We start from the raw sequence: 3743 nt of genomic DNA on the forward strand, positions 1-3743 counted from the left end.
ATGCCAACGCTAAGCCGAATCATCTTTCACTAATTACCACTCACCAATCACCAATCTCATACCGATACCCTTCATTGCGAAATTTCCTGTCAATAATTCGGAAACAAAATCCCCATCTACCGCGGCCCTGGTCGATTTTCAATAAAATGTGATTTTCGCCTTTGCGAAGGGGTAATTTAATGACATTGTCGTCAATTTTCACCAGGCGCAATTCGTGCACCTGAAATATTTTTTTTCCGTTGACAAAAACTTTGATGCCATCGTTGCTGCCGAGGCCCGCAGTCACAGTGTCCGCTTTGGGCGAGAAAATGGTGCAATAGGCATAAGCCACGACCCTGAATTTTTTATCGAATTTGTCGGATAAATCCATTTTCGCTCCCAGATTGGAAGTGACAACCTTCCACTCCACAACCGATCCGTCCGGTCTTTTGACGAGCTCTCCGGGAATCGGATGAGCGGCTCTTTCGCCTCCAATTTCTTCTAAATAATCCGTGTCAAAGCCAACGCAATTGTTGGGCACGTGGGAAGGCAATAAACTATTTTTCTTTGGATTGGGAAAACTACCGCACAAAAGCCATGTCCGGAAAAATTTCTCGGTCAACGGCTTTACCGCCAATCTCACTTCCAACGGAGACGGCAGATAATATCCGCTCTCGAATTGCGCTACCGCTTTTTTCAGCCGGAGAAGAACATCCTCAATATCGCGCTGCATACGATCAAATTTTTCCAGATTGACATCCAGCCAGTGTTTTCTGTTCTCGCCCAGCCATAATTTTCGATATTCTTCTCTCATCTGTCCCCAGCGATGAGCTAATTGGGAAAAATCAGAGTAAATCAAATTCACTGTCTCTTTGGTCTTTTCCCGATCCGATTGATGCAGACATGCTTCGCGATATTTTTCTGCCGCTGACAAAAGCTGCAAGCGGAAATCTGCCATAAGTTCAATTTGCTTTGTTGCAAATTTCAAATAATCTAAATCCGAGCGATGAAATTTGATTTTGGCGCGGGACAAATAATCGAGCGTTTGCCGGGCAATTTCGCGAATTTCATTCCACTGCGTCTCTGGCAATTGCGCCTTCTTTCCGGCTTCGGGAATAATTTTTTTGAAAAACACTGTCCACTCCAGTCCCTGCAATTCGGAAAACTGAAACATTGAAGCCAAATTCTTCAGCGCCGAACTCAACATGCCCGTATCATCGCCGTAAAAATTTGCGGTAAATCTTTCAAAAAAATCACCGTCTTCCTGCACCACACCTGTCCAGCTCTTTTCCGCGGCATAAGCGAGACCAAACCAATTATTGGAGAAAAAATTCAACCCAAAGCCATCCCATGCTGTGGTCAGATTTCCAGAAGTTCCGTAACGAATGCCGTCGCGGATGAAATTCTTGATATTCACAAGCGATGTGTTCAAAGCCGGGAAAATGCGTCTGGAGCAGGAAACGCCGGTGGTGACGATAAAATCAAAACTTCTCTCCCGAATTGGTTCCAGCATGTCGGCAAAAGAATCCCGAGGGCTGTAATTCCAGGGCAGAAGTATGATCCGGTGATCCAGCAGATCGAGAATTTTCTGGTGCTGAAGAGCCACATCTGCGGCGACCCAGGCGCGTTTGCCGTATTTCGCCAGCTCCTGTTGTATCCAATTCACATGATCGGCATAAACCGCTTCGATTCCCCTTTTTTCAACAATTTCTTTGCTCGCGCCTTTTCCCAGACCCCAGGTTTCATCGCACAAAACGCAAAAATTCTTTGAGCTGTACGCCGGTACAACTTCGGAATAGATGTCCGAAAGAAGTTGGTAACTTTCTTTTTTTGTCGGAGTCAGCAGTGTACTCATCTCGCCAAGATGTTCGTACTGGGGAAATTCCAGAATTTTTTCAAAATGGCCAAAGGACTGAAAGCATCCCACCAGCTCAATGTGATATTTCCGGGCAAATTTATCCAATTCCCGGATTTCTTCGAGAGTCAACGCATCCGGCGGGGCAAAATCGCCGTGCTTTTTCGTACGCACCACGTGCTCCGTGTAATAAACGAGCGCATTAAATTTCAATTCTGCAAAACGAACGATATTTCGTTTGAAAAATTCCATCGTGGGAATGGGACCGCGGCTGATGTCGTCGAGAACGCCGCGGATTTTGAGAGTCGGGAAATCTTTGATGACCAGGCAGGGCAATCGTTTTTCACCTTGTTGCTGGCGAATAATTTGTTTCAGCGTCTGAATCGCATAAAAAAGCCCTGTCGAACTTTTTCCAAGTGCAACAACTTGTTTTTTGTCAATGAAAAGATAATAGCCCTCGTCGCTAATATTTTCATCAATGTCAACGTTCCATTTTTTTTGAAAAAGATCCCGATCGATTTTTTTGAAATCACTGATCAAAAAAAATTGAGCTGCTTTTTTGTCTTTTGTTTTTGTTAGTTCAATTTGAAACTGGTCCTGCAATACTTTTTTCAAATCGGCAAAAGCGAATAAATCTTCCCGATTTGAAACGTCAGCAAGAAAAGCCGCTATTTTCCCGGATTTAAATTCAAAAAATCCTTCGGTAAATTTTACGGATTGTGGCTGGGGGATAATAGTGAGCTTTTCAGCTGAAAAAGAACGACAAACAAAAAGCAAAACAAGCAAAACAATTAAATTTATCTTTTTGGTTTCCATTTTCACCTCAATGAGTTAACCCTTCAAGCTTACCCTTTCAAAGGTTCAGAACCTTTGAAAGGGTATAACAACATTAACTTCAAATCATCCCTTTAATTCCAACAATCCCGGTAATCGCCATAAAAATCGTGAACAGGAAAATCACAACCAGAACAAAATTAAAACCAGGTTTTGCCTTGTATTCTCCCATAACTTCCTTTTTATTCTGCAAAATAAGCATAAACAAAACAATTAACGGAGTCGCGATGGCTGCTAAAACTTGCGAAACAATCATTACGAGAACGGGCCTACCGCCGAAAATCGGCACAACCAATCCCAGGCTGACCGTGAATAAGGCAATCAAGCGATTGTGTTTTTTGGTCATGTCTCGAGATGCACCGGTGATGTCTGCCAGAAACCACGGCGCCAGCAAAATATGCGGAAAAAGCGAAGACAGTCCCGCGCTGATGATTCCGGCGACAAAAATGGAAATCGCAAATCTCCCAGCCAACGGCTCCAGCAATTTGACCATATCGATGGCATTGTTCACTTCCAGACCCAGCGGATAAAGTGTTCCGGCAGCGCAAGCCATGATTGCCGCGGAAAGAACGAACATCATCAGCGAAGAAATAAAAGCGTCTCTCTTTTCTGTTTTAAAATCTTCAATTTTCCAGCCCTTTTCTTGCACCAAAATGGAACGAATCAGATAGAGCACACCGCCCATGGTTGTGCCCACCATACCGGCAATGAGCAAAGCAGCGTTTGACTCATGCGGCAAGGAAGGAACCAGGCCCTTAATCACAACCATGGGATCGGGAATGACCATAAACATTGTCAAAATAAAACTGATTCCCATGATGCTCACAAAAATGATCAGCACATTTTCAAAAAACCGATGCGAGCCACGCCAGAAAAAATAGTAGATCATTCCACCGAAAACTATGGCAGAAAAAATCATATTTATCCCTTCGCCCGATGGCGTCAAAGGCCGGGACCATTCTTTGACCACTTCGGTGATTACAGCCATCACACCCATGAAAGCCACCCACTCGCTGATGACGACAGATAACATCACGAAAATTGCCATGCCTTTGCCAAAATGTTCGCGGAAACT

2 protein-coding genes are annotated in these 3743 nt (G+C 44.1%); both read right to left on the reverse strand.

Annotation, left to right across the window (positions count from 1 at the left end; all coding sequences use genetic code 11):
- Positions 1 to 40 precede the first annotated feature (40 nt).
- Positions 41 to 2650: a hypothetical protein gene (locus tag GXO74_10405; GenBank protein NOZ62081.1), complete on the reverse strand. Its 2610-nt coding sequence runs from the start codon at positions 2648 to 2650 to the stop codon at positions 41 to 43.
- A gap of 79 nt (positions 2651 to 2729) precedes the next feature.
- Positions 2730 to 3743: divalent metal cation transporter (locus GXO74_10410; protein NOZ62082.1), on the reverse strand; the 1014-nt coding region annotated here is incomplete at its 5' end.

The sequence above is a fragment of the Calditrichota bacterium genome (assembly GCA_013152715.1).
Taxonomy (GTDB): domain Bacteria; phylum Zhuqueibacterota; class Zhuqueibacteria; order Thermofontimicrobiales; family Thermofontimicrobiaceae; genus 4484-87.